This window comes from Actinokineospora enzanensis DSM 44649, from assembly GCF_000374445.1.
Classification (GTDB): Bacteria; Actinomycetota; Actinomycetes; order Mycobacteriales; family Pseudonocardiaceae; genus Actinokineospora; species Actinokineospora enzanensis.
Genome location: NZ_KB894430.1, coordinates 20,412 through 43,264 on the forward strand (window position 1 = coordinate 20,412; position 22,853 = coordinate 43,264).

At 69.4% G+C, this 22,853-nt stretch carries 28 protein-coding genes; 4 read left to right on the forward strand and 24 right to left on the reverse strand.

Annotated elements, in window-relative coordinates:
* Positions 1-87: 87 nt before the first annotated feature.
* The 3 genes from C503_RS0126985 to C503_RS0126995 all read right to left on the reverse strand — a co-directional run bounded on the left by C503_RS0126985 (position 88) and on the right by C503_RS0126995 (position 2,528).
* Complete coding sequence (locus tag C503_RS0126985) at positions 88-1,077, reverse strand: hypothetical protein (protein WP_018685339.1); 990 nt, start codon at positions 1,075-1,077, stop codon at positions 88-90.
* A 78-nt stretch (positions 1,078-1,155) separates the two neighbouring features.
* The gene (locus C503_RS0126990) at positions 1,156-1,473 is read right to left on the reverse strand and encodes a hypothetical protein (RefSeq protein ID WP_018685340.1); all 318 of its coding nucleotides are present in this window, start codon (positions 1,471-1,473) and stop codon (positions 1,156-1,158) included.
* Positions 1,473-2,528: a hypothetical protein gene (locus tag C503_RS0126995; protein ID WP_018685341.1), complete on the reverse strand. Its 1,056-nt coding sequence runs from the start codon at positions 2,526-2,528 to the stop codon at positions 1,473-1,475. Before C503_RS0126995 ends, C503_RS0126990 begins: the two co-directional genes overlap by 1 nt.
* 168 nt (positions 2,529-2,696) lie before the next feature.
* Between C503_RS0126995 and C503_RS0127000 the strand changes: the two genes are divergently transcribed.
* The gene (locus tag C503_RS0127000) at positions 2,697-3,128 is read left to right on the forward strand and encodes a hypothetical protein (RefSeq protein WP_018685342.1); all 432 of its coding nucleotides are present in this window, start codon (positions 2,697-2,699) and stop codon (positions 3,126-3,128) included.
* Between the two features lie 86 nt (positions 3,129-3,214).
* On the opposite strand, the gene C503_RS46275 is transcribed toward C503_RS0127000, so the two are convergent.
* From C503_RS46275 to C503_RS46940, 18 genes are all read right to left on the reverse strand, one after another.
* Entirely contained in the window at positions 3,215-4,315 is a 1,101-nt protein-coding gene (locus C503_RS46275) for a hypothetical protein (RefSeq protein WP_018685343.1), read from the reverse strand.
* A gap of 132 nt (positions 4,316-4,447) precedes the next feature.
* A complete protein-coding gene (locus C503_RS0127010) occupies positions 4,448-4,879 on the reverse strand; it encodes a hypothetical protein (RefSeq protein ID WP_018685344.1) in 432 nt (143 codons plus the stop codon).
* Between the two features lie 101 nt (positions 4,880-4,980).
* The gene (locus C503_RS0127015; RefSeq protein ID WP_018685345.1) at positions 4,981-5,382 is read right to left on the reverse strand and encodes a hypothetical protein; all 402 of its coding nucleotides are present in this window, start codon (positions 5,380-5,382) and stop codon (positions 4,981-4,983) included.
* An 88-nt stretch (positions 5,383-5,470) separates the two neighbouring features.
* Positions 5,471-6,427 carry a hypothetical protein gene (locus C503_RS0127020; protein WP_018685346.1) on the reverse strand — a complete coding sequence of 319 codons (957 nt, stop codon included), beginning with the start codon at positions 6,425-6,427 and terminating at the stop codon, positions 5,471-5,473.
* A 219-nt stretch (positions 6,428-6,646) separates the two neighbouring features.
* Positions 6,647-7,858, reverse strand: coding sequence for a hypothetical protein (locus tag C503_RS0127025; protein ID WP_018685347.1), 1,212 nt, complete (start codon positions 7,856-7,858; stop codon positions 6,647-6,649).
* Complete coding sequence (locus C503_RS0127030) at positions 7,855-8,736, reverse strand: Mom family adenine methylcarbamoylation protein (protein WP_018685348.1); 882 nt, start codon at positions 8,734-8,736, stop codon at positions 7,855-7,857. The genes C503_RS0127025 and C503_RS0127030 overlap by 4 nt, the downstream gene beginning before the upstream one ends.
* Positions 8,737-8,855: 119 nt before the next feature.
* Entirely contained in the window at positions 8,856-9,644 is a 789-nt protein-coding gene (locus tag C503_RS0127035; protein WP_245572599.1) for a GP88 family protein, read from the reverse strand.
* 215 nt (positions 9,645-9,859) lie between these two features.
* On the reverse strand, positions 9,860-10,429 hold the full coding sequence (locus C503_RS0127040) for a hypothetical protein (RefSeq protein ID WP_018685350.1): 570 nt from the start codon (positions 10,427-10,429) through the stop codon (positions 9,860-9,862).
* 124 nt (positions 10,430-10,553) lie between these two features.
* Positions 10,554-10,751 carry a hypothetical protein gene (locus tag C503_RS0127045; RefSeq protein ID WP_018685351.1) on the reverse strand — a complete coding sequence of 66 codons (198 nt, stop codon included), beginning with the start codon at positions 10,749-10,751 and terminating at the stop codon, positions 10,554-10,556.
* A gap of 93 nt (positions 10,752-10,844) precedes the next feature.
* Positions 10,845-11,429, reverse strand: a complete 585-nt coding sequence (locus C503_RS0127050) for a hypothetical protein (protein ID WP_018685352.1) — start codon at positions 11,427-11,429, stop codon at positions 10,845-10,847.
* Between the two features lie 170 nt (positions 11,430-11,599).
* Entirely contained in the window at positions 11,600-12,706 is a 1,107-nt protein-coding gene (locus C503_RS0127055) for an adenine nucleotide alpha hydrolase family protein (protein ID WP_018685353.1), read from the reverse strand.
* A gap of 80 nt (positions 12,707-12,786) precedes the next feature.
* Positions 12,787-13,131 carry a hypothetical protein gene (locus tag C503_RS43635; protein WP_018685354.1) on the reverse strand — a complete coding sequence of 115 codons (345 nt, stop codon included), beginning with the start codon at positions 13,129-13,131 and terminating at the stop codon, positions 12,787-12,789.
* Between the two features lie 38 nt (positions 13,132-13,169).
* On the reverse strand, positions 13,170-13,697 hold the full coding sequence (locus tag C503_RS43640; RefSeq protein ID WP_018685355.1) for a hypothetical protein: 528 nt from the start codon (positions 13,695-13,697) through the stop codon (positions 13,170-13,172).
* Between the two features lie 82 nt (positions 13,698-13,779).
* Positions 13,780-15,468 carry a DNA cytosine methyltransferase gene (locus C503_RS0127070; protein ID WP_018685356.1) on the reverse strand — a complete coding sequence of 563 codons (1,689 nt, stop codon included), beginning with the start codon at positions 15,466-15,468 and terminating at the stop codon, positions 13,780-13,782.
* Positions 15,469-15,631: 163 nt separating this feature from the next.
* The gene (locus C503_RS0127075; RefSeq protein ID WP_018685357.1) at positions 15,632-16,327 is read right to left on the reverse strand and encodes a hypothetical protein; all 696 of its coding nucleotides are present in this window, start codon (positions 16,325-16,327) and stop codon (positions 15,632-15,634) included.
* A 269-nt stretch (positions 16,328-16,596) separates the two neighbouring features.
* A complete protein-coding gene (locus C503_RS0127080; protein ID WP_018685358.1) occupies positions 16,597-17,196 on the reverse strand; it encodes a hypothetical protein in 600 nt (199 codons plus the stop codon).
* Between the two features lie 250 nt (positions 17,197-17,446).
* Entirely contained in the window at positions 17,447-18,289 is an 843-nt protein-coding gene (locus C503_RS46935; protein ID WP_018685359.1) for a hypothetical protein, read from the reverse strand.
* A 9-nt stretch (positions 18,290-18,298) separates the two neighbouring features.
* Positions 18,299-18,520: a hypothetical protein gene (locus C503_RS46940; RefSeq protein ID WP_018685360.1), complete on the reverse strand. Its 222-nt coding sequence runs from the start codon at positions 18,518-18,520 to the stop codon at positions 18,299-18,301.
* A gap of 126 nt (positions 18,521-18,646) precedes the next feature.
* Here C503_RS46940 and C503_RS46945 point away from each other — a divergent pair, with 126 nt between their 5' ends.
* From C503_RS46945 to C503_RS43645, 3 genes are all read left to right on the forward strand, one after another.
* Positions 18,647-19,357, forward strand: coding sequence for a nucleoside 2-deoxyribosyltransferase domain-containing protein (locus C503_RS46945; RefSeq protein ID WP_169514620.1), 711 nt, complete (start codon positions 18,647-18,649; stop codon positions 19,355-19,357).
* A gap of 78 nt (positions 19,358-19,435) precedes the next feature.
* Positions 19,436-20,257: a hypothetical protein gene (locus C503_RS0127100; protein ID WP_026316741.1), complete on the forward strand. Its 822-nt coding sequence runs from the start codon at positions 19,436-19,438 to the stop codon at positions 20,255-20,257.
* 41 nt (positions 20,258-20,298) lie between these two features.
* On the forward strand, positions 20,299-20,886 hold the full coding sequence (locus C503_RS43645; RefSeq protein ID WP_018685363.1) for an NUDIX domain-containing protein: 588 nt from the start codon (positions 20,299-20,301) through the stop codon (positions 20,884-20,886).
* 27 nt (positions 20,887-20,913) lie between these two features.
* Here the strand turns inward: C503_RS43645 and C503_RS0127110 are convergent, their stop codons facing one another.
* The 3 genes from C503_RS0127110 to C503_RS0127120 are packed head-to-tail and all read right to left on the reverse strand — an operon-like array spanning position 20,914 to position 22,812.
* On the reverse strand, positions 20,914-21,378 hold the full coding sequence (locus C503_RS0127110; protein ID WP_018685364.1) for an NUDIX hydrolase: 465 nt from the start codon (positions 21,376-21,378) through the stop codon (positions 20,914-20,916).
* A gap of 44 nt (positions 21,379-21,422) precedes the next feature.
* Complete coding sequence (locus tag C503_RS0127115; RefSeq protein ID WP_018685365.1) at positions 21,423-22,031, reverse strand: AAA family ATPase; 609 nt, start codon at positions 22,029-22,031, stop codon at positions 21,423-21,425.
* A 10-nt stretch (positions 22,032-22,041) separates the two neighbouring features.
* Complete coding sequence (locus C503_RS0127120; RefSeq protein WP_018685366.1) at positions 22,042-22,812, reverse strand: hypothetical protein; 771 nt, start codon at positions 22,810-22,812, stop codon at positions 22,042-22,044.
* Positions 22,813-22,853: the final 41 nt, after the last annotated feature.

Below are 22,853 nucleotides of genomic sequence, written 5' to 3' on the forward strand. Positions count from 1 at the left end.
GTTTTCGATGTCGCCGGATCCCCAGGGCGTCACCCCTGTTTCCGACATAAGCAACTTTACCGCAATTAATGGCACGTCTTTTGTCGTTCAGTCCTTGTGGTAGTCCCACTGGCAGTCCGGGTGCTCAGCCCAGAACCGCGTCTTCTCCTCGTCGTTCGAGGCGAAGATCAGGGTGTTGCAGGGGCCGCACATCTCGACCGTCTTCCCCTGTGTGGCAAGCAGTTCCTCGATCTGCTCGGTGCGGTGTCCGGTGCCGAGCAGGTATTCGGCCTCGGGCGTGGTCGGGGCGCAGTGGCACAGCTCGCCGCACGTCTCGTCGGACAGGAAGCGGTGGTGCTCCTGGGGAAAGGGTTCGTCGACGTCGAAGAACGGGACGAAGTCGGCGAGCCGGGTCGGGAGTTCGGTGCAGTAACGGACCTGTCCTTCCGGGCTGTCGCCTTCCAGCCCTGGGTAGGTCCCTCCGCAGTCACGGCACCGGATCGGCGCATGGTTTCCGGCGGCGCTGGCCGCGTGCTGCTGCTCCAGGGCGTCGGCCGCGTGCTCGGCGCGGGCCAGGCTCTCGTCGTCCGCGTCCGGGCCCCCGGCCGCGTAGCCGAGCAGGGCGCGGCGCTCGTCCGGGGTGAGGCGGTCGCCGTCGCGGGCGAGGATCCGCAGCGCGGTCACCGTGCTCTCGTCGAGTTCGGCGATGACGTCGTCGGGGTCCTCCTCGACCCACAGCCAGCCGGGTGCGAGCTGGTAGCGGCCGTGCTCGTCGGGCCGGATCACCTCGGGTCGGTAGCCGTCGGTGTGCTCGTAGGAGCCTTCGACGAGGACCAGCGCGTCGCCGTGCCACTCGGCGCGGGTGGCGTCCCGACTGTCTCCGCTGGTGGTGTTGAGCCAGATCGCGACCTGTTCGGCGACCTCCTTGCGGAACAGGGGCACGGCGGCGAAGTGGTCCTGTGCCAGGCGGGCCTTGCGGTCAAAGCTGGTGGCGTAGTGCCAGGGCGTACCGAGCGTGGCGGGGTAGCGGGGTGCGTCGTCGAGGTGGACAAGCATCTCGCCGGGGCGGGTGATCGCGGGGTCGTGGGCGTCGTTCATCGCGTGTTTTCTCCTGGTGAGGGCAGGGTGGGGTGGCCGGGGCCGCTGTGGCGCGGCCCCGGCCGGGGGAGGGGTGGGTCAGTCGCAGGCGATGCCGAAGAACAGCCAGCCGGTGCGCGGTCCGCTGTCGGTGTCGGCGACCGGGATGGCGGCGGCGACGTCGCCGTAGTGGTCGCAGTACGGCTCGTCGAACCGGTCGAGCAGCCGGTTGGCCAGGGCCTTGGCGGCGGCGAGGGTCAAGGTGCCCTCGTGCACGACGGTGACCTTGTCCTTGGTGGCGATGGTGCCGCTGTCCTCGCGCCAGCCGACCTTGTGCGCGGCGGCCTGCCGGGCTTCCTGGAAGGCGGTGGCCAGTTCGGCGCCGGGCTGGTGGACCTCGAAGCTGATGCCGCCCATCAGGCAGCACCGCCCTTGGCTGCGTGGAGGACGGCGGTGAAGTCGGCCTCGGTGCGCACGGCGGTGTGCCGGTCGTGGTCGCGCAGCGCGGCGGTCGTCGCGAGCTGGTACACCCGGTCCAGTCGTGCGGCGGCGGCGGCCAGCGCGCTGGCGAGCCGGACCGCGCGGTCCTCGGTCAGCGGGTGGTCCTCCTGGGAGCGCAGCCACACGGTGAGCGGGGCGTGCCGCAGGTCGTGCAGGACGGCCAGGCCGTCGTCGACGTGCCAGGTGGTGACGATCCCGTCGGCGCGGTCGGGCTCGGGGTGGCGAACCTCCAGGGTGGGCAGCTCGTCCGTCTCGTCGTCCGCCGCGCCGGGGTAGGCGGCCACCTCGGTGGCCAGGTCGAGCACCATGTGGCGGTCGAGGGCGACGGCGTCGCCGACGTGCAGCCGGTAGCCGTCCCCGGTCCGCAGGGTGAGCAGCGCGTCCTTCGGTCCGGCGGCGCGCGGGTTGGTGCTGATCCACCGGTTGGCCACGACGACGTCGCGGGGCTGGCCGTCACGCTCGGGGAGCTTGAGCGTGGTCTGCGGGGCGACCGGCCCGGCCTCGCGCAACGTCCGCACGGCCTCGTCGATCGCGGCGCGCTCGGCGGGGTCGGCGCCCAGCCGGACGACCGGGCCGATCGGTCCCCATCCGATCAGGCCGTCGTCGAACCACGGGGCGTGCATCAGGCGGCCATGCCGCAACCAGTACGCGATCCCGTGGTCGAAGTTCACGACGAGCGGCTGGCCTCGCTCGGGCAGCAGGTACGGGCGGTGTGGCTCCTCGCCGCGTGCCCGGTCGAGCAGGCCCGGCACGACGAGCCTGACGGCCTCGGACCTGGCGATGGCCGGGGTCATCGGACGCGACTTCGACCAGGCGACCAGTCCGCAGTCCAGCACCGGCGCGAGCCAGGTCTGGCCGCCGACGCGCCAGAGGGCGGCGCTTTCGGCTGAGGTGTCGGCGGGCACGACCAGCAGCGGGTGCCCGGCCGGCGGAAGGTGGGGCAGCAGGTTTTCAGGGCGTGGCTGTTCCACGGAGTTTTCCTCCTCGGTTGGTTTTCGATTTCGCCGGAATCCCCAGGGCGTCACCCCCGTTTCCGACATCACTAACTATACCTTATTTATTGTGTCGCTCCTGGTGAACAGCGGTCGGTTGTGCGCGGACGCGCCCCACGCTTCGAGCGTTCGACCTACCATCGGGGTATGGGGGAAAAACAGATACGAACGAAAGCCGAAAAGGCGGGGGCCGACGCGCTCCGGCCGCAATTCGATGCTCTGGGCGACCTGGCGGTCGCCGCCGAGGCGGCGGGCCAGGCCGACGCATTGCGCGCGGCGGCGAAGGCCAGGGCACAGAAGATCCTCGACGACGCGGAGATCGAGGTCGTGCGGCGCTTCGACCGGTGGCGTGCGGCGTGGCAGAAGGCGCGGAAGGCGGGGTGGTCGGTCGAACGGCTGCGGGCCGCGCCGATCAAGCAGCAGCAGCCGCCCGCCGCGACGAAGGCGAAGAAGCCCGCGACGACGCCTGCCGCCACGACCTCGGGCGGGACCACGTCCGGCTCCGAGCTGGGTAATGCCGGGGCCGAGCAGGCGACCGGAACCGAGGTGCCGGTCCCGCCGCTGGCGCACTCGGCCTGACGAACGCGCACCGCGCCCGGCCCCTGCTGCGGGGTCCGGGCGCGGTGGTGGCGGTCGGTGCCGCCGGTCTCCGAGCTGGGTACAGGTCAGTCGCTGGGGAGCACGCGGTGCTGCTCGCGGCCGACCTCGTTGTCGTGCCCGCGATGACCGCCGTCGTCGATGTCCTCCTCTTCACGACGGCGGGCATCCCGACGCCACTGCGCCCACTGCTCTCGCCCCAGGTCGGACTTGGCGACGAGGACGAAGTCGTCCGCGTCCCTGCAGTCGTAGACCTGCACGGTGGTCGGTTCCAGCATCCCTGCGGCCTGGTATTCGTCGAGATGTTCGACCGCTGCCCTCCACCAGGAGGGCTTTTCGGATCCGACGAGCGTCCAGCACCGCGGCGACGGCAACGACGGCGACCACGCCACCAACTGCTCGCCGACCAGAACCATGGTGTCGGCGCGTCGTTTCGTCACCTCGAAGTTGGTCTCGGCTCCTCCGTGCTGCTGTTCGAGCTGTGGCGGCGTGACGTCGGCGAGGAACGTGTGGTGCTGTTCGGCGAAGGTGCCGTCGGCGCGGTGGCCGCGCACGACCACGTGGACTGGCCTGTCGATGTGCTCCTCGGCGTCGACATGGACGTGGAAATCGCCGGCGGGCGTGTCCTTCACCGTCGTGCTCGTTCCGAAAGCGTCGACCACGTACGGCTCGGTGCCGTCGGTGTCGGGGTCCTCCGCGAGTGCGCGGAGCGTCGCGCGCCCGACCTGTTCGGCGACCGGAACCATCGTCGTCCCAAGCGGAAGCGCGCTCAGCTCGAAGCGCTCACCGTGGTTGCGGCGGGCGCGGAAAAAGGTCTCGATCATCTCGGTGACCTCGACTGGTGGCTCGGCCGGGACGCGGTTTCCAGCGGCCACGGCCGTTGCCCACCGTCCTCGGACGTCGGCGGCCAGGCTGGCCAGGGCCTCGTCCTTGGTCAGGTGCAGTTCGCGGAAATGCGCCGGGCCGTCCCACCAATCGAGCTGCCACACCTCGGCCGGGTCGTCGACGACCTTCAGCGGCCCGTCCGGGCCGAACACGGCCCGTGCGGCTTCCTTCAGCGGCTCCACTCCGTCGAGCGAGTCCGCCGCGCTGCCGTAGAGGTGGGCCAGGATCGTCTTGTAGGTCTCGACCTTCGGGACTGCCCAGCGGTCGAAGATGTCGTGGGCCATGTCGTCGGCTCCTTCTCGTGGTCGATCGGGCGGAGGCGGGCGGCCGGGCGGCAGCCCGCATCGAGGGCCTTCAGCGGTTCGGGTGCTCGGTCCGCTCGCGCCCGGCCATCGGCCGGGCGCGAGCGGACCGGGCTATCCGGCGGCCGGGTGGATACCGGCGGTGAACCGGCGGGCCAGCAGGTCCTCGATCTGGCCGATGACCTCCATCCGTCCGGCCAGTTCGGCGTCGACGTCGAACACGCCGACCTCGATCACCTCGGGGCGCTTGGACGAGAACCGGACGCCGTACTGGTAGGCGTGCTCCTCCATGCCGGGGCACCGGGTGAGGTCGAACTGGTTGCAGTAGGCGCAGGTCTGGCCTTCACCGGGCACGCGCAGGGTCGGGTCGCCGAGCCAGATCACCTTGTGCGGCCGGGCGGTGTGCTCCGGGTCGCTCTGGGGCCGCTGGACACTCAGCGCCCACACCTTCCGGGTGGCCACCGGGGGAATCGGGTGGTCCACGATCGCCATCTCCGCCTCGGGGGACAGCACGACGGTCATTTCAGCCACGACCTCGAAAAGCATTGCTACTCCTAGGAATTGGTCTTCGATTTCGCCGGAATCCCAGGGCGTCACCCCTGTTTCCGACATGACTAACTATACCTGATTGTCGAACTTGTGTTTTGTCAGAAAGGAATGCTGGTCGTGTAGCAGTCAAGGATGTGCGTGAGGTCGCGAGCGACGGTGTCGACGACGTGACCGGTGATCTGCTCGATGAGCTGGCTGGTCAGCCTCCACAGCTCGTCGAATACGTCGTGCACTGCGTCCGGCTCGCCCGGCCGGTTGACCAGCTCGGCCAGCTCCTCGATCTCCATGCCGTCGTCCTGGCCGGTACGGCACGCGGTCCAGGTGTCCATCTCGGACATCAGGGTCACCCGGTCACCGCTGTGGAGCGTGACGGTGACGCGCGGGCCTCCGTCGGCGAAACCGATGCCGCTGACGCGGCCGAAGCCGTCCAGCGCCAAGGACGTCTCGAACTCCAGTCGGACGTCGCCAGGGGGAACGGTGAGCAGTGTTCCGACGCGCATGGTGTTTCTCCTTGCTGTGGTTGGGTTTTCAGGTCGCGCCGAGGGTGGCGTGGACCGGGTACCTCCGGCCCACGCCGCTCGGGCGGGATCAGGTGATGTCCAGCGCGCCGCGCCAGACCATGTGCGCGAGAGGGCGGATCGCGTCGTCGAGCGCCTGGGCGGCCTCGGCGTTGCCGGTCGGGGTGTCGGCGGGCACCGGGAACGCGCCGAAGATGGCGGTCACGGGAGCACCGCGGTACTGGTTGCGGACCTCCCACATGTGCGAGCGCAGGCCGGGGCAGACGACGGAGCCGAGCGAGCAGAACGGGCAGGGCTGGTCGGCGGGCGTCTCGCGGCCGACGAAACACACCACGGCGTCCGGAGCGAAGACGGGCATGATCGCGACCACCCAATCCAGGCGGTCACCCTCCCTGGCGAGTTCGGGCACCTGGTTGCGCAGCGTCCACGCGATCGTGCGGACGTCGCCGAGGACGCGCATCGACCACTGGGTGGCGTCCACGCGCTGGACCAGGACGCGGCGGTCGTCGTCGGGGTCGAGGCCGGCGAAGATGCGGCCGAACTTCGTGTCGATCACCACGGCGTAGACCGGGGACGATCCGAGGTGCACGCGGGCGGACACGCCCAGCTCGGTCAGGGCGGCGACCAGGGCTTCGGCATCGAGGCGGCGAACTTCGGCGAGCGTGCGCGCGGCGTCGTCCTCGCCCTCGGTCTGGGCTTGCCGGTACAGCTTGCCCGCGCGCATCTGCAGCTCGTCTAGCACGTCGACGCGGCAGCGGCAGTTCGCTCGGTCTGGGCTCGCGCTGTCCTTGCCGCTGCCGCTGCAGCGCGGGCAGTGGCGCACGGCGTATGCACCGGGCTCGACCGGCACCAGGTCCTCGTGGCCGGGGGCGGGGTTGGGCTCGCCGTGGGTGCAGAACGAGCCGCACGCCTCGCCCGGCTCGGCCGAGCACGCCGGGTCGTAGCAGGGCAGCTCGACTTGGGGAATCCCGGCGTCGAACGTCGTCGGGTGGAAGCGTTCGGGCACGACGCCGTCAGGGATGTTCATCGCGGTTCTCCTGGGAATTGGTCTTCGATGTCGCCGGAATCCCAGGGCGTCACCCCTGTTTCCGACATCACTAACTATACCTAAAACGATAGGGCAGATTTTCGCCTCTGTTCGATACCCAATCCAAAGACACAGGTCACCTTGCCTTTCGTGACGATTAGGCATATGTCTAATCGTCGCTTCTGTGTGGCCTGCCAGGGCCGATGCGGGGCGAGTCGGTCAGAACAGCGCGGCGGTGTGCAGCTTGGTCCAGCGCTGCTCGAACCCGGCCTTCTTCTTGTTGTGGACGCCGTGGGGCACGAGGGCCCACATCCACTCGATGGCGGGGTAGCGGATCTGGTCGTCGTCCGCGCGCTTGTGCCGCCAGGCGCGGGTGATGCCGTAGGCGTCGGTCTCGACCGTGACGCCGTCGAGGGCGCGCAGCCAGTCCCGCATCTCCTTCCGGCCGCCGGTCGCGGCGACGGCGACGCTGCGCCAGGAGTCGCCCTTGAGCGTCTCGTCGCCGTCCTTGGGCATGAAGAACCGGCGGACCTCCAGCACGTCCCAGACCTCGGTGCGGTCGATGCGCGAGCTGGCCAGCGCGAGCGCGTCGTCGAGCTGGTGGTCCCGCGCGAGGTCGACGGCGGTCTTGCCGACGCCGAAGGCCCCGATCCTGGGATTCAAGGCCAGCGCGGTGTACTCGAGTTCGATCGCGTACGCGGCGGCGTCGGGCTGGTCGCGCCACCGGGCGACGAGTTCGTCCCGGCTTCCCGCCGTCGCGCCGGTGAACGGGCAGAACGTGCAGCAGGAACGCGAGAACGGCTCGCCGAAGATCCCCAGCAGGTAGGTCGCGCAGTCCTGGCGATCCCAGTTCCACTGCTCCAGCAACGGGTAGGACGGCTGGCAGGGCACGGCCTTGCCCTTGGCCTCCTTCTCGCGGCGGGCCTCGGTGTCGCGCTTGGCGCGGCGGCCTTCCTCGGCGGCGAAGCCCACGACGTGGGTGTAACCGGGCTCCATGTTGTCGGCCACCCACCAGTCGAGCACGTCCCCCTTCGCGCGCTCAGAGCACCAGCGCCGTCCATTCCGGACGCTGGGCAGCGTCCCGGCCGCGCGCATCTCGTCCGAGAGCCGCCACGGGCCGCGCATGTGCATCCGCCGTGGCGAGCAGGTGTCGCTGAGCACGACGTAGCCGTGTTTCCTCTCCTGGCCGGCGCGGCAGAGCTGGACGTAGCGAATGCGGTGTCGCCGCATCAGCGTGAGCACGTGGCGTTCCATCAGCTCGCGCGTGCGGTCGTGCTCCTCGCCGGTCATCGCGGTTATCACGACCAGGTCGCCGAGGTCGAAGTCCCGGCTGGCCGGGTTGAGGATCCAGTGCGCCAGAAGGGAAACAGAGTCGATGCCCATGCCGAGCGAGAGGACGACCCGGCGGCGGGGCTGCGAAGTGGCGGTCACCGGAGCACCCCGTCCAGGCCGGGCAGGAACAGCGTCGGCTTCGGGTAGCGGCGGGCGGCCAGGCCGATCACGGTGCGGGTGCGCTCGCCGCGGGTACGGCCGATCCGGACGGCGTACTTGTGGTTGCCCTCGTGCCAGCGGCGGGTGATCCCGCAGGCACGCCTGGCGCGCTCGATCCACTGGCCGGGGTCGAGGTCGGTGGTCAGCGGCGGCGCACCGCGCCCGACCAGCCGGGCAACGACGCCGTGGCCACCGACTTCGCCGTTCGCGACCTTGGAGATCGAGCGGCGGTTCCACTCGGTGCCGTCCGGGAAGTAGTCCTTCCAGCTCGGTCGGGTCTGCCCGAGGTAGTCCATGTTCAGGCCCTGGTAGGCGACGCCGTAGTGGCCGCGTTTGACCTGCACGAGCTGGCCGTCCGGGCCGGGCTGCCAGAACTCGCTCGGGTCGGAGAACGCGATCACGCCCCGGATGCCGTGCTCGGCCGCGAGACGGAGCGCGCGAGTGGCGAACCACGACTCGCCGTTGGCGGGCACCGAGTCCCGCAGGACCATCCGGTTCAGGTCCAGGGATTCCTCGTAGGGAACGAGCTGGGGGAACGGGTTGGTCAGCGCGTTGGGGTGCGAGCCGTTGCCCAGGGAGATCACGCCGACCAGCTCGGTGGTCTGCTCGGCCTGGGTGTCGAACAGGCCGAACTGGAAGCGGGTCTGCGGGAAGACGCCGGTGTAGTGGTGCGCGGTCACGAACGTCTTGCCGGTCGCCTTGGGGATTTCGGCGACCGCGTAGCGGCCGGGGTCGAACCCGTCTTCTCCGGCGGGCCGGTACAGGGCGGACTTCTCGCGCCAGCGCTGGGTGCGGGTCGGTGCGGCGGGTGCGGGCATGGCGGATTCCTCTGGGTTGGTCTTCGATGTGGCCCGTACCTGGGCGTCACTCCTGGTCCGGGCCGATGGCCGGTGACGGTGCGGGAGCCGGGCCGGCTCCCGCACCGGTCGCTGGGGGTTCAGGCGCCCGTGGCGTCCCGGCGGGCCACGCGTTCGGCGCGGCGCGCGTCCTCCTCGGCCTGCCATTCGCTGAAGCGGCGGCCGTCCAGCCGCTTGGTGAAGTGCCGGATGTTGTTGGCCGACATGCCGACGGGGGACGGTCCGAGAACCGCGAGCCGGTCGTCGCCGAGCTGGGAATGCCATCCGGCCTCGGTGATGGCCTCCTCGGTGGGGAAGACGTCGGCGACGCGCTCGGTCTGCGGGTCGATCAGCGCGTCGTGCTTTCCGCCGAGGGAGAAGCACCAGTGGAAGTTCGCGGGCGGGTCCGGCAGAACGATCCGGCGGAATCGCACTACCTCTTTGGTGTAACAATAGAAATTGAGGGTCGGATGGGCGCGCATTACGCGCATCCAAGCCAATGTATACTCGTCCGAGAAAAAATCGCCTGCGTCGTGTACGCGAATCCATTTTCCAGCGAATTTGCGCGCGCCGAGCTCGGCGATCATGGCCTTTTCCCAGCCGTTCAGGTCGTCGAGGACGAACCGCAGGTTGGCCTCGTGTTTGCGCTTGACGTTCTTGAACCGGTACGCGCCCGCAAGGGCGTAACAAACGTTGTGGCAAATGCCTGCCGAGGGGCATGTGTTATAGGTGGTTCCGTCCTCGAAGCGGCCTGCCCACGCGGGAATCGTCCAGTTCCACACGTCAATTTTTCGCAACTGACCGTTCTGGGACAGCAAGTACACCGGGCGGTCGTCATCCTGGGGGATCAATAGCCCAGGGATTTGCTCTTGACGAGATTCCTCGCTCACGGGAAAGCCTTTCCGGGAGACGGATCGTGTTCAATCCGCCGCGACTGCGGTTGGTTTTCGATGTCGCCGGACTCCAGGGCGTCACCCCTGTTTCCGACACTTTTAACTATACCCAAAAGACTGTTTCTCGTTTTGTGGCAATGACTTCGCGGAATGCCTGTGATATGGCGCTGCCCCGGCCGGTCGTGCGAGGCCGGGGCAGCGCGGGGGCGTGGTCAGCAGCCGAGCCAGGCGCACCAGGTGGCGCTGACCGTCTTGAGCATCTGCGGGTAGTCGATGGAGGTCACGCGCTCCTGGGCGCCGGTCTCCATGTCGTCGGGCCAGAACCGTGCGGGGACGTGCTGCGGCGCAGTGATCCGCATGAGGGCGATGGTGCCCTCGATCCCCGTGGCGTCCGGCGTGGCCGCGGGCATGGGCTCGATGTCGAGGTCGATGCGCAGCGGCACGTCCGGCACATCCGCGCCGAAGTGGGCGTTACGCAGCGGGTCGTCGGCCAGCAGTCCGGCCAGGGCCGTGACCGTCTCGACGCCGATCACGGCGAAGTCGACCGAGGTGTCGATCAGGCCGCTGCGGCGCTGGTGCGCTCGTGGCTGCCAGGTCGGGACGGTCGGGCTGGCGAAGACGATCCGGCCGCCGGCGGGCTGGGTGTGCTCGAACCAGTGGGCCGCCATCCTGATCAGGATCGGCGGCCATCCGCCGATGCGGACGGTCGCGCCCGCGCTGTCCAGGCCGAGTGTGGTGATCAGGGCGTCGAGGTCGGCGTGGCCGTACTCGGTGCGGGGCATGGTGTTCCTTCCTTGCTGGTCTTCGATGTGGCCGGGCCTCCGGGTGTCATTCCGGTGCCCGGCCGGGAAAGCGGGGGACTCCCGGCGGCGGTTTGCCGGTCGGGGTTCGCACGCGGCGCGGTGTTCAGGCGGCCGGTTGGATGTCGGCGATCTCGGTCAGCCAGCAGCCGTCGTTCTCGCCGCCGTCGACGAGGAGGCGGACCGTGCCGTACTCGGTGATCTGCAGGCCGTGGCAGTAGCGGACGTGGCCGCTGACCAGGGTGACGATCGCCTCGCGGTCGCCGAAGTGGGCGATGGTCTCGCGGACGGCCACGTCGGGCATTGCGCGCATGGTGGTTCTTCCTCTGGGCGGGGTTGGCTGGTGCGGGCTGCGTCTTGGGGGACGGGGCTTGTCGCCCCGTCCCCCAAGATCGGCTCACCACCGGATCGGCAGGGCCTCGCAGGCGCGCAGGTAGGCGTGGGCGGCGGCCAGCAGGTCGCCGGTGAACGCGTCGGCGACTTCGTCCATCGTCAGGCCGGTGCCCTCCAGGTCATGGGCGTACAGCAGCCAGGACATGTTCAGGTCGGTCTGCACGCCGAAGCGGCGGCCGGTCTCGTAGCACTCGATGACGCCGTGCGCGAGGCCGTGGATGCTGCCGATGCCGATCTGCCATTCCTCGGCGTCGATCGTCCAGTGGAAGCCGCTCGCCTCGTGGATCTGGTCGATCGCGTGCCCCAGGGTGGTGGGGACGTACTCCCAGTCCGCCGCGTCGGTGACCGCCGTGACCTTGCCGGTCACCAGTCCCTCGGCGTAGATCCGGGCGGTCTGCTGCGGCGCGGCCAGCCATCCGTCGATCTGGCGGGCGATCACGAGCTCGATCGGCGCGAGCGTGGGGGCCGGTTCGGGCTCGGTGGCCTGGCCGTTGCGCCGGGCGTGCCGGTTGAACAGTCGATAGTCGACGTAGGAGATGAGGAACGCGCCGATCAGGACGGCCGCGATCCACACAATGGTGGAGGGCATAGAGGTCTCCCGTGTTGGATTGGTTTTCGATTTCGCCGGACTCCCAGGGCGTCACTCCTGTTTCCGACATGACTAACTATACCGTTCTAAAACATTCCTGTTTTGCCGCAAAGAATGCGCGAGGCCGCTGCCCCGGCCGTGGTTCGGCGGGGCAGCGGCGGGGTTCGCGTTCAGCAGGCGGTGCAGGACAGGCAGCCCGGCGGCACGGTGGTGAAGTCGGTGGAGGCGCGGAGCCTGACCGGCTCGGCGAGCTGGGCCCGGACGGCGGCTTCGAGCGCGGCGAACTCCGGGCCGTCCTCGGCCAGGACCACGCCGGGTTCCGGGCCGCCGGGCTCCTCGGCGAGCTCGAGGATCCGGCTCATCGGCATCGTGAGCTTGAAGGCGTGGTCGATGGCGTGCTCGACCTCGGCGTAGAGCGCGGCCAGCCTGGGGCGGCGGCGCACGGCGAGGATCAGGTCGGCCTTGTTGCTCATGATGCAGATCGAGCAGCTCAGTCGGGACATGCCGCCCCAGTCGCGGGCGCCGGGCTCGCTGTCGTACGCCCAGTGGTGGGCCAGGCCGCTGCCGTCGACGATCGCGTGCACGTCGGCCGTGCCGAGGTGGTGCACGGGCAGGTACTCGTCCTGCTGCCGGTGCGCGTTGGCGTAGCCGACGCTGTAGGTCGGACGGGTCGCCCTCTTCGTGCTCTCCTCGGCGCGCACGCCGGTGACGTTGAGGATTCTGACCGGGCGGCCGAGCTGGCGGCGGTGGTGGCGAACGAGCGGGGTCAGCGCGGCCCGGATCTTGTCCACTTTGGAATCGCTTGTGCACCATCGCCTTGCTGCGTCAGGGAACTTGCGCCACATCGCGGCCTGTTCGAGCAGGCTCTGGGCGCGTCGGGTGCCGTCGGGATCGGTGACGACGCGGTGGGTCTCGATGTGCCGGTCGGCCGGGATGCCGTAGTGCAGAGCGGTCTGGGCGACCAGCTCGCGGTTGCTCGGGTAGTCCTGGCCGTGGTGGTGGACCGATGGCCACTCCATCAGGCCCATGTCCGCGTGCACGGTGAACAGCCGGTCGAACACACCGGCCCGGCGGGCCTGGTCGGTGAGCCGGTCGAGCATGGCGTGGGCGTCCTTGCCGGACAGGCCCGCCACGATCAGGTCGTAGGCGGCCAGGTCGGGCTCGGGCCCGCTGGTGACCGTGCCCGGCACCGGGTGCTCTTCGGCGCGGTCGGTGGTCACGGCGTGCCGGACGGTGTCGAGGCCGATGAAGGCCAGTTGGGCCGGTGCGGACGGCATGGTGTCCTCTCGGGATTGGTCTTCGATGGCGCTGGTCGGCGGGGTGTCAGGCCCGCCGACCAGCGCGGGGGCGGGGGAGTTCAGAGCCGGGTGCCTTGCTCGGCGATGTCGCGCAGCAGCGCGGTCAGCGCGATCTCGCCGTGCGCGTCGAGCAGGACGGCCAGCTGGGCGTGGACACCCTGGTTGTTGATCCGGCTCGCCCGGTCGTCGGCGGCGTCGTGCAGCTCGTCGAACGCGGCGAGGAAGTCCAACTCGGGCCGCGCGCCGGTGTTGACCTGCTCGGAAGCGTCGGCGTTGAGCGTGTCGTACACCAGCTCGTCGAGGTGGTCGACGTCGGTGAGGCCGAGCTGTCCGACCAGCTCTTCGAGCCGGTCCAGGGCGGCGTCGGTCTCGGTCTCGGCCGCGGCGGTGTCGGTGATGGTCATGGTGGTCAGCTCCGTGGAGGTGGGTCGGTGGGCGGGGATCAGGCGACGGTGAGCGTCAAGCCGAGCTGGACGGCCAGCGGCCGGAGCCGGGTGAGGGCGCGCTCGGCCAGCGGTTCGGTCTGCTGCTGGCCGGGGGCGGGCAGCTCGATGCGGAAGACGTCGGTGTCGCTGTGGTCTTCGCGCTCGAAGGACTCCCAGCCGCACCCGTCCGGGGTCAGGTGGTCGAGCGCGGAGAACAGTTCGCTCTCGGCTGCGGCGTGCACCGCGTGCCAGCCGCCGTCGACGTCGGGCAGCTCCGGGGTGGGGCCGTCCTCGTCGTTCCACAGCTCGCGGCCATCGGCGTCGCGAATGGACACCAGATCGACGTCGCCGCTGCCGTGTTCTTCGTGGTAGTACCAGGCGGTGGTATCGACGAGGATGCTCGCGGCGGCCGGGAACGCCAGGCGCAGCATCCGGCCGGCGGAGGCCACGCGCAGCGCGGCCAGCCGCCCGGCGAACACCTCGGCCAGCAGGCTGGCGGCCTGGATCTCGGCCTCGTCCTGGGTGTCGTGCAGGGTCGTGCTCATGGCGGAACTCCTTGGGAAGTAACGGGTTGGGGTGCTGCTGGCGGGCGGGGCAAGTCGCCCGCCAGCAGCGGTGAGGGGCGGCTCAGGCCGCGAAGGGGAGCTCGTCGTACTCCAGCGGCGGGTAGCCGAGTGATTCCGCGATCCGGGCGAGCAGCCACTCGGCGGCCGGGGGAGTCACCGCGTTTCCGAGTTGCTTGACGCGCTCGCGGCGGGTGCCCAGCAGCGTGTAGCCGTCGTTGAAGGCCATCGCGGCGCGGATCTCGTCGGGCTCCAACATGCGGAACGTGGACTCGGCCAGCGCGGGCGGGAGGTCGCCCCGGTCCTCCAGTTCGCCGGAGGCCGAGACGCCGAACCGGGCGAAGTCGAGGTTGGCCGTCCAGCCGACCAGCGACTGGTGCCCGGCGGTGGTGATGGTGCGGGCGGGCTCGGTGACCGGGGTGCACATCATGCCGTCGCGGGCCGGGCCCCTGGTCCCGTTGTTGCGGACCAGCATGTGGTGGTTGCCGGACGCGGTGACCGTGGAGATCGGCTCGGTGATCGGGCGGACCTTCTTCTTGCAGCCGCCGCCGCGCAGTTCGGCGATGAACGCGATGCCGAACCGGTCGTGGCTGGTCACCGTGCGCAGGGGCTGGCTGGCCGGGTCGGCCTTGGTCTCGCTGCCGTAGTACGCGGTGATCAGCGCGGAGTCCGGCGGGCGGAGCAGGCCGGTCTCGGCGCGGGTGGTCTGGGTGCGCAGCGGCTCGTTGGTCGAGCGGGCCTGCTTCCCCTCACGGCCCTCGCACGGCACGATCAGGCCGCCGGGCGGGACGGCCAGGCCCTCGGTCTCGCGGGTGGTGCGGGTCCGCATCGGCAGGCTCACCGGCGTGGTGTCCTCGTTCCAGCCGCCTCCGGCCGGGACGAGCTGCGGCACGGCGTACTTCTTGAGCCCGGCGGTGATGCGGGCCAGGGTCGCGGGCTGCAGCGGCTTCTTGCGGTCGCCGATGCGCTGGCCGGGCAGCGACCAGTCGATCGCGGAGGCGGCCGGAGCGGCGAACGGCTCGACCTCGGCGTTGCGGCAGGTCGCGCTCGGGCACCGGTAGGTGTACTGGGCGCGGTAGCGGCCCCACCGGTCCGACGGCCACGACTTGCCCGGCTTCTTGAACACCTGCATGGCCCGCACAACCACGTCGCATTTCGCGCAGTAGGCGGCCGGGCGCAATTCCAGGTCCGGAGCCTTGTTCGCCCTCTTCCAGAAAACGACGTAAACACGGTCGCGAGACTGCGGGGCACGAAGGGTTTTCGCGGTTGGGAAGTGCATGGAATTGGCGTAGACGATTTTGAAGTCGTAGCCCTCGTTCACCATGCTCAACAGCCAGTCGTCGAAGTCCGTCCAGAACAGGACGTCCACGACGTTTTCCACCACGACGGCCTGATACTGGTGCACCTTCGTGAAGGTGACGACGTCCCACATGGTCGCCCGCGACCGCACGACAGCCTCGTCGGGCAGAGTCTCGCCGAACAGGTCCGGCTGCGTGTGGCGCTTGATTCCCTTGGCCTGACTGTGGTTCGTGCACTCCGGGCTGAACCAGCCGAGGTCGGTCTTGGGGAAGTAACGCGGGTCCACCGTGGACAGGTCGGTCACGGAGTGGTCCGCGTGCGGGAAGTTCGCGGCGTGACTCTGGACCGCGAGATCCCAGTGGTTAATGGCGTGGATGAGCTGAATTCCGGGAACTGCTTCTGCACCTTGGGCGCTGCCGCCCGCGCCACAGAAATGGTCGATGAGTGTAAGCATGGATGATCCCTCGTGCGTGAGAATTGGCTTTCGATTGGGCCGGTTCCCAGGGCGTCACCCCTGTTTCCGACACCAGCAACGTTACCGTATTCAGGCACACGAGTTTTTTCGCTAAGAGACGCTTAGAACGCGCCTCCGGCGATGTGCGGGTATTGCGGTCGGGCTATTTCTCGGTGATGCGGATGGCGATCCCGGAGTACTTCTTCAGCCCGGCGAGCTTGCGGACGTCGGCCATGAAGGCGTCCCACGTCTCCAGGCCGGGGCCGATCGGCTGGGCGAAGGTGGCCACGAGCTCCAACTCCGGCTCGCGCAGGAAGTGCCGCGCGGTCGCGACGCTCACGTCCGCCTTCCTTGCCAATTCGGTGGGCCCCACGGTCTGGCCGGGCGGCAGCGAGGCAACGACCTCCCTCATCCGCTTCCGGGCCACGCCCCAGCGTCGCGGCTCGCCGCTTCCGGCGCCACGCCCTGCCGGGACGGCGAACTCGTCGAGTGTGCTGCGCTGCCAGTGGTTGACCCCGAACGGCTTGTCGTCGGAGGGCGGGATCCGCAGCGACTTCACGCGGTCGCGGAACTCCGGCAGCGAGATGTCCAGGTAGGCCGCCGCGTCCCGCTCGGTGAGCAGGTCCTCGGGGTGGTCCTTGGTCGGCAACGTCGGCACGCTCTCGCCGGACGCCCACGCCGTGGCCTGCTCCTCGTCGTAGAGGAACGTCCTGGGCAGCGTCTTCTCCTCCGGCGTCTCGCCGAGCGGGTCGAGGTTGATGGCCGGCGGATGGCTCGGCTCGGTCCACGGCGCTTTCCTGCCGGGGTTCAGGGCGGCGACGCCCTTGCGGTCCAGTGCGTGGCGGCCGTGGCGGATCATGACGGAACCCTCTCCGGTGGCGGTCTTCGATCGCCCGCAGGGTTGTCATCCCCTATGGGGTAGAAGCAACTATACCGCACACGTTAGGCGGATTCGGTTCTGCCCGCGCCGGCGATAGACTGAGCGCGATCAGTTCACAGGGATTCCCTCGGAACTGGTTTTCGATGAGTGTGGAGCGCCGCAAGATCGGCCTGTCAAGCCAGCCGCTCCGGCGGAGCCGCACCTGGGTGCGGCGATCCCACGCGCTCCACACTCGCAAAATCTCCTGGTCAGCCCGCCAGCGCGGCGGCGTGCAACGCGGGCACGGCCGCCGGGGCGCTCGGCCCGAAGCGGTAGTGCGCGATCACCGCGGCACACCACGGAGCCAGCTCGCCGGACAGGCGCAGCGGCTCGGCCTGCAGGAACGACAGCACCAGCGCGGCGCCGTCCAGGCGCAGGTCGGCGATCGTGTCGTAGTTGAAGTTCAGCCACGTCGGCCCGGTGTCCGTGGCGACCTCGCACCACAGCCGCCGGGTGGTCACGACGACGCGCAGCAGCGGCGTCGGCCGCCACTGCGGCGCGGCCTCACGCCGGACACGGCGACGGCGGCGTCCGCGCTGGAACAGCGAGCCGAGCACGTACCCGGTCACGAACGGCTGCGAGCCCACGACCAGCGAGGACCCGGTGCCGCCGTAGACGACCTGGGCGGAGGCGTAGCGCGCGAAGGTCATCCCGCCGGGGATGACGGCGACCGCGTACTCGCCCGGCTCGGGCACCAGGGCAGGGGTCGGCGCGTCCACCTGCGTGAGGCGGCCGTTCGCCAGCAGGTGGGCGTGCGTCGACACCGCCTGAGCCCAGGCGTCAGTGCTGGACGTGTTGTGAAGCGCCACCGCGGTCTCCCTTCCCCGGCGTACTGGAACCGGAGAAGTCACCGTACCGGGAGGTCCCGACACGACGCCGCAGGTTTCGCGGACTGGCCGGGCGGCCCGGCGTTGCTCAGATTCTGGGTGGCCGGTCGCTGCGCGGCAGCATTTCCCGACGACGCGATCGTGATCGCGCCACTATGGAACCGATCATGAGTCCCCCCGGACGTCGATTCTCGACGTTCCCCCGAACGTCGTAATGACAGGCTACGCGTTTTCAGGCGGCCGTGTCGGGAGCGCGGCGCCGCCGACGGCGGCGGCGAGGCTGGTCCGGCTGGTCCGGCATGGTGAACCGTTTGCGGTGGAGGTCGATCAGCTCGCGGCCCCGGTCGAGGGCGGCGTGCAAGGTGAGGTCGTTCGCCAGGTCGCCGCGGTGAGCCAGGCGGGCGACGAATCGCCATGTCACGGCGAGCTGGTTGAGGAACAGCCGGTCCAGCGCGGCGGGTGCCTGGCAGCGGTCGAGGTCGCCGCGCAGGTCGTCCAGGTCGTCGGCGATGAGTTCGGCCAGGTCGTCGGCCGCCTCGGCGAGCACGGTCGCGCGCTCGAGGATGGTGGCGGCGACGGTGCGCAGGGCGGTGTCGATCTCGGGCCGGACGAGCCAGTCCAGCTCGGCCTGCAGCAGCTTGGCCTTGCGGTCCTCGAATTGCTTGCGGGCTCGGTAGATGGCCTCGTCCTTCGGCAGGCCGGCGACACCGAGTTCGAGGCGGCGGAGGTAGGAGTGCACGCTCTTGCGAACGGCGTGCTCGTCGTCGGGATTGACGAACCCGAGGATCGGGGCGAGGTCGACGAGGGTCATCCCGGCCTTGCGAGCGCCGGACAGCACGCCGAGCCGGACGCGGTCCTCATGTGCTCGGACGAAGTCGAGGATCGTCACGGCATCGGCGGCCTCGGCCTGCACCTGGTCGGTGTCGGTGACCGGGTTGCGCCAGACGTGATGGGCGATGCCGAGCAGGTCATCGGGGTCGGGCAGCCGGTCGTCGCCCTGGCGCTGGGTCCAGATCCGGGTGGCGGCGGCCTGCGCTTGTGCCCAGGTCGGTACCTCGCGGTGCGGGCGTCCCATACTCGAGCCCTACGCCTTCAGTGGCGGCCAGTCGACCCGGCCTTCGGAGTCGAGCAGCAACAGGTCGTACCTGCTGTGCTCCTGCAGAGTGCGCAGCACGGCAGTCAGCGGGACGTCCTTGCTCGCCAGCGGAGGGCACTTGGCGAGGTGGAGCGGAAACATCGCGGTGGCCACCGTCTTGTCGACTCCGCCCGGCGCGGTCGAGCTGATGGTGAGGTTGACGGGATCCACGGCCCTGCTCCTTCGACTGCTCGGCGTGGGGGACACGGTATCGGTCCGGGCCGACAGGACGCCGTCCCTCGCCCGCCACCAGTCAATCCCCGACGAAACAACCCCCGTCTGGTTAGGTCTATGGACATGACGACCCGCTACGTCGAGGCGCCAACCCGATTCCGCCCCACGGCCGACGATCCACCGGCAGTGCTGCTGCTCGGCGGAATCAGCGACTGTCCCGATTGGCAGGCCACGGCACGCGGGCAACTGGCCGACGAAACCTGCGTCGTCATCAACCCACGCCGGTCCGAGTTCGATGTCGCTGACCCCGAAGGCGAGCAGTCGCAGGTGCGGTGGGAACGCGAGCACCGGGACCTCGCCGAGCCGATGGTGGTGCTGTTCTGGTTTCCGGCAAGCCCGACGTTGCACCAGCCGATCGCGCTGCTGGAACTCGGCGCGGAACTCGCAAAACCGCCGCGCAAAGACCGGCTTGTGGTCATCGGCGCTGATCCCGGCTACCTCCGCCACGCCAACCTCGTCGCGCAGTGCTCCCCGGACCACACGGTTCATCAGACCTTGCACGACACGATCGACGCCGCGCGTCGCGCGCTGCGCAAGCTGGGGAAGCGCCAGAGGCGGACGTTCTCCCGCAGGGTCACCTACAAACTCGCAATCTGGGACAACCACACCAACCTGCCCCGGACGGTGACCGCCCACAGCTCGCGCGAAGAGAAGGCCACGATCCAAGGACTCCAGCACGGCACGCACCTCTTTACGATCCGGACCAGCGTGTGCAGGATCGGACGATTTCGGATCCGACGCCGTACCTGCTACGGCTCACCACCCACGAAATAAGCCCAGCACTCAACACGCCGTGCTGGCCGGTCGCGGTCTCAAGCCAGGTGAGGCGTTGTGCCGCTACGGTGGCAAGCGATGACGTCCCCAGTGCATTCCCTCGTCAAGCCCGGCCCGGATGACCACGCACGACTGCTCGGGCTGATCGGCGACGACGATCTCGCCCGTGGCCGCCGCCCGGTGGCCGAGCTGGACGATCGTGAGGCACGGCGGTACATCGTGAACTGGGCGGACGAGATCTACAACGCCGGCGGGTTCGGGCCGCTGCTTCGCCGCCGCCACCCGAATGCGGGCACCGGCTACGAGTCGTTCGACTCGACGCTGACCCGCCACGCGGACGCGGGTTTCCACGAGATCAGCCGCTGGAACATCACCCGCCACCACAACGGGAGCAGCTCCACTGACGAGCCGTGTGTGCTGCTGCTCCAGCGCGAACTCGGCATCCTCGCCCGCGTCGAAAGCTCGCATCGACCGGGGGAGGAGGTCCGGGGCACGAACAGGATCACGTGGTACTTCAACGCGCTGCTCACCGACACGGATGTGTTCACGGCGGTCACTGGGAAGCGTCTGCCCCGTATCTCCGATCGCTACGAGGCGGTGGTTGGCGAGCATCTGGTCGCCAACATGCCGGACGCGACCGGCTTCTTCGCAGATGAGGTTGCGTTCGGCGACGCTGGGATCGCAGAGCGGATCACGGTGCTGCGTGCCTCGTGCGCGTTCATCACCCCGTGGCGACAGCCCGCCGTACGCGACCTTGGCGGCTCACAGCGACGACCCGGAACCGCCACGCTCGCCGAGATCGACGCGGACAGCGTGGCCGGAAGAACCCACACCCTCCAGGTTCTCGCCGATCTACCGGACGAGGTTCACCATTTCCTTGGCGCCATTACCGGTCGATAGGCCCGAGGCCATCAGCTCGGTGAGGTTGCGGGATTCGCGACGTGCCGCAGGGCACGCTCGCTGCGACCAGCCGGTATGAGCACCCGACGGAGTACAGCGCGATGATCAAGCACGCAACGGCGTCCACCTTTCTGTTCCATCGGTTTCCGACCGAGTGGCGTCTCGGCCTGATCGTGCATCCCCGGTTGGGCAGGCACATGGTCGTCGGTGGGCATGTCGAGCCTGACGAGACGCCAGCGGCGGCGGCCGAACGTGAGGCGGTCGAGGAATCCGGTCGAAAGGTGCTGCTCGTGCCTGGCCCGGCGCTGGGCCTGCCGGACGGGTATCCGCATCGGCAGGTGCCGGCGCCGTGGTGGATCACCGAGATCGACGTTCCGGCCGACAATCATCTGGGCGAGCCACACGTTCACGTCGACCATCAGTACGTGGGGGTTGCCGAGTCGCCGCATCAGGTCAGCGAGCCCGCGCACCCGTTCGCCTGGGTAGCCGAGCACGAACTCGACAGCCTGCTGATGTTCGAGGACACGAGGCTGTTGGCGCGGTCGCTCTTCCCACACGTCACTGCTATCGCCGCATCGGACGGTGGCGCGCAGCTGCTTCGGATGCTGGCTGGGACCAGCCTGTCCTGACCAGGTGTGAGAGCGACGCGGTCCGGGTCAGCGACCGGCCAGGGCTGGCACGGCAGGGTGCGGCCAGCCCTGCAGACCGAACGACTCGCCGCGGCGGTAGAGCTCGACCCCGGCGTGCGTGTACGGCACGGTGTTGTCCGGGAGCTGGCCGAGAGGGAACCACCGGATCTGTGAGCACTTGTGCGGCTCGGCGTTGCGGGGTTCTCCGCGCCATTGGCGCGCGTAAAAGAAAAACCCCACGCGAGCGTGACCTTCGGGATTGAGGTAGTGCACGGTCGTGACCATGTCGAGGTCGTCGCGGTCCAGCTCGACGTCGATTTCCTCGCGGGCTTCGCGGATGATGGCGGCGACCATGTCTTCGCCCTGTTCGAGCTTGCCGGAGGGAAGGTTCCAGTCGCCATCGGCGTAGCCGGTGTCGAAGCGCTGGGCGAGCAGGACGTGCCCGTCGCGGACCAGGAGGAGCATGACGTCAACAAAGCTGGTGTACGGCACGTCGTGGTCATCCTGTGCTGGTCGGCGGCGTGGAAGGCCACAGGTTATCCGGCGAGGACCAGACCGGCGTCGGCGACCCGCCGGGTGATCCAGTCGACACGCTGTTCGGTCTCGAGTCCAGCCGGGACGTCGAGGATGGGCACGCCGAGCCGGTCGTAGAGCTCGCGCAGCGTGGTGGCGGCCTTGTCCTGCAGGCCGGAGACCTTGGCGCGGAAGCCGTCGGTGGGTTGGTCGTAGTGGTCGTGGGTGAAGAAAACGAGGTCGTAGGTGGGCGCCCAGGCTCGGCAGAAGTGCTCCATCGCGTCGAGCACCGCGGCGTCGAGGCTGCCGGGCGCGACGTCGAGCAGCATCCGGGCGTAGGCGAGCACGTTGACGATCGTCTTGTCGGCGATGAGGAGCTGGTGGTGGCGTGCGGTGCGCAGGTGGAACTGCAGGTGGGCGGCGAACACGTCGACTTCGGCGGCGAGGTCGAAGGTGCCGCGCCCGTGGATGACGATCTCCTCCATGAATGGGCTGGTCCGAGCTGGCTCGCCCATCGCGGCGACGTTGACGCCCTGGCGCCGGTAGGTGGCGGTCAGGGCGTGGATGAGGGTGGTCTTGCCGGAGGCGTGCGTGCCGTCGATGGCGATGGTCTGGCAGTCGCGGATCGTCACGGAGTCCCTTTCACAGCAGGTCGGTGAAGGTCGGATGGGCGAGCCATGCGAAGGAGTCGTCGAGCTGGTCGGCCAGCAGCCGGTTGACGTTGAGGGTGCCGCTCCAGCCGGCGCGGCCGGTGGCGCGGAAGGCGACCAGGGCGGTGGACAGGCTGTGGCGCAGGTTGAGCACGCTGACGCGTTCGCGGGCTTCGACGGAGCCCTGGTCGAGGTAGGCGCGGTGCAGCGCGGTCATGGACTTGGTGCGCAGCTCGGGCTGGGTGACGTCGAGCCGTAGCTCCGTGCAGACGTCGACCAGGCGGCGGGACTTGCAGGCCAGCACGTGGTCGGTGTCGTAGCGGGTGTCGATGACGCGGCGCTCGACTAGGTCGCCGTCCCGGCGGCTCCGCCAGGCCTGGCGGGCGCTGGCGACGTCCTCCAGGGGCGCGGCGCTCGCGTTGGCCAGGACGCCGAGGTCGCTGGTGAACTGGTGGCCGGTGACGTGGTCGGCGGCAGCGAACGCGGTGCTCACCGCCTTGTTGGCTGCGGCCAACAAGGCGGGGATCTCGTCCGGGTTCTCGATGTAGACGCTGGTGTAGGAGAAGGGCAGCTCGGTCAGGTCGACGGAGTCGCCGCTGCGGGGCAGCGCGGCGTAGACCACGGAGTAGCAGAACGGCTTGTTGCCGTTCTTGATCCGGTAGTTCTTGGTCCACTCGACGTCGATGGATGCCCAGAGCGTCGTCCCGGCGGTGCGGCGGGGTGCCCGGCCGTTCTTGCCGGGGATGTTCGTGGTGATGATCATGTCCGCTCCTTCGGGATGTCGGGGTGGTGGCCCGGTCCATC

Coding starts and splice junctions, on each gene's coding strand:
- C503_RS46935 (WP_018685359.1), bottom strand. CDS start 18,289: ATGGGACGCCCGCACCGCGAGGTACCGACCTGGGCACAAGCGCAGGCC.
- C503_RS0127040 (WP_018685350.1), bottom strand. CDS start 10,429: ATGCCCCGCACCGAGTACGGCCACGCCGACCTCGACGCCCTGATCACC.
- C503_RS0127070 (WP_018685356.1), bottom strand. CDS start 15,468: ATGCTTACACTCATCGACCATTTCTGTGGCGCGGGCGGCAGCGCCCAA.
- C503_RS0127120 (WP_018685366.1), bottom strand. CDS start 22,812: ATGATCATCACCACGAACATCCCCGGCAAGAACGGCCGGGCACCCCGC.
- C503_RS0126985 (WP_018685339.1), bottom strand. CDS start 1,077: ATGAACGACGCCCACGACCCCGCGATCACCCGCCCCGGCGAGATGCTT.
- C503_RS46945 (WP_169514620.1), top strand. CDS start 18,647: ATGACGACCCGCTACGTCGAGGCGCCAACCCGATTCCGCCCCACGGCC.
- C503_RS0127055 (WP_018685353.1), bottom strand. CDS start 12,706: ATGCCGTCCGCACCGGCCCAACTGGCCTTCATCGGCCTCGACACCGTC.
- C503_RS0127030 (WP_018685348.1), bottom strand. CDS start 8,736: ATGCCCGCACCCGCCGCACCGACCCGCACCCAGCGCTGGCGCGAGAAG.
- C503_RS0127020 (WP_018685346.1), bottom strand. CDS start 6,427: ATGAACATCCCTGACGGCGTCGTGCCCGAACGCTTCCACCCGACGACG.
- C503_RS43640 (WP_018685355.1), bottom strand. CDS start 13,697: ATGAGCACGACCCTGCACGACACCCAGGACGAGGCCGAGATCCAGGCC.
- C503_RS0127045 (WP_018685351.1), bottom strand. CDS start 10,751: ATGCCCGACGTGGCCGTCCGCGAGACCATCGCCCACTTCGGCGACCGC.
- C503_RS0127075 (WP_018685357.1), bottom strand. CDS start 16,327: ATGATCCGCCACGGCCGCCACGCACTGGACCGCAAGGGCGTCGCCGCC.
- C503_RS0127015 (WP_018685345.1), bottom strand. CDS start 5,382: ATGCGCGTCGGAACACTGCTCACCGTTCCCCCTGGCGACGTCCGACTG.
- C503_RS0126990 (WP_018685340.1), bottom strand. CDS start 1,473: ATGGGCGGCATCAGCTTCGAGGTCCACCAGCCCGGCGCCGAACTGGCC.
- C503_RS0127010 (WP_018685344.1), bottom strand. CDS start 4,879: ATGCTTTTCGAGGTCGTGGCTGAAATGACCGTCGTGCTGTCCCCCGAG.
- C503_RS0127050 (WP_018685352.1), bottom strand. CDS start 11,429: ATGCCCTCCACCATTGTGTGGATCGCGGCCGTCCTGATCGGCGCGTTC.
- C503_RS43635 (WP_018685354.1), bottom strand. CDS start 13,131: ATGACCATCACCGACACCGCCGCGGCCGAGACCGAGACCGACGCCGCC.
- C503_RS0127100 (WP_026316741.1), top strand. CDS start 19,436: ATGACGTCCCCAGTGCATTCCCTCGTCAAGCCCGGCCCGGATGACCAC.
- C503_RS0127000 (WP_018685342.1), top strand. CDS start 2,697: ATGGGGGAAAAACAGATACGAACGAAAGCCGAAAAGGCGGGGGCCGAC.
- C503_RS46275 (WP_018685343.1), bottom strand. CDS start 4,315: ATGGCCCACGACATCTTCGACCGCTGGGCAGTCCCGAAGGTCGAGACC.